A 1,105-nucleotide genomic window follows, 5' to 3' on the forward strand; every position below is an offset into this window, starting at 1 on the left:
GAATTATGATAGAAGATAACGTCGGAAAGTGAAGTTTATGCGACAGAACCTGTCTTTGTTCATTCATCAGAGCATTGTACAAAAAAGTGTGTATCAACTAAGGTCTTGCACTAAAGTGCATAGTTTTGACTAGCGTCCCGAGACAATAAACGTGAGGCCGCATGATTACAAGAATTGCACTTCAGAGTTGAATCCACCTACCTTAGTAACTTATTTATTTTAAGTTAGTCAAGGGTGCTGAGTAGTAACGACTGTGAAGTAAAATCCTGCGCTATACTTTCGGGGATTATTAAATACTCGCTCTTTAGTATCTGGCCAACAGGAAAGTAAAAAGAGCCTATATTTGTCCGTTGTCCTTAGCCTATTTTTCCAAATCAAATACTTTTTTAAAATACTCTTTCACCGCCTCACTCACCATATCTTGAGGATGTAGACCACCAAATGTCCACCAAGTACCAACTAAATTAAAAATTGCGTTATCGACAGTAACTTTTGTATCCGTGTCAATAAGTTCTAATTTAATTTTGGCCCTATCGCGTAAACCACTCCATTCAGTTGCTCTGTCTTCCCAGTGTAAAATAGTTGGGTAAATTAAAAAAACATACCCTTGTTGTTTGGCACTGAGAAGTGAGTCAATCTTGCTCAATGTTTTATCTGCCTTTTCAGTTTTAACACCTAGGGTAGATAGCTCATTGAATAATGCATCTCTCGTCATTTCACCTGAATTAACATAATTAATTTCAGCATATTTACCATCTTTGGGGTTTGATATGTAATAGCTATCATTTATTGATAATTGCGTATTATCATACCTAATAACGTCATACTTGGCGGTACATCCGGATAAAATAAACATTATGAATAATAACCCTGATTTTTTCATTTATTGCCCAATTTAATTTAGTCAAAATTTAGGTTCTGTCGCAAAAACTAAATCACCTACGATCATACTCACATTGAGCGGGTATGGATTGATACTTTAATATAAAAACCAGAAAATAGACCCGCTCAATGTAAGTAATAACCCTAAAAGTCAACGTCATTAAATTGCCGTTAACATAATCGAGTCACTGGCAAAAAGTGGCTTTGAGACGCTAGGCTATTT

General features: G+C 35.7%; 1 protein-coding gene. It reads right to left on the reverse strand.

Annotated elements, in window-relative coordinates; genetic code table 11:
• Window positions 1–361: 361 nt before the first annotated feature.
• The gene (locus CDZ78_RS20810; RefSeq protein ID WP_087871631.1) at window positions 362–883 is read right to left on the reverse strand and encodes a DUF4823 domain-containing protein; all 522 of its coding nucleotides are present in this window, start codon (window positions 881–883) and stop codon (window positions 362–364) included.
• Window positions 884–1,105: the final 222 nt, after the last annotated feature.

Source organism: Bathymodiolus platifrons methanotrophic gill symbiont (assembly GCF_002189065.1).
Taxonomy (GTDB): domain Bacteria; phylum Pseudomonadota; class Gammaproteobacteria; order Methylococcales; family Methylomonadaceae; genus Methyloprofundus.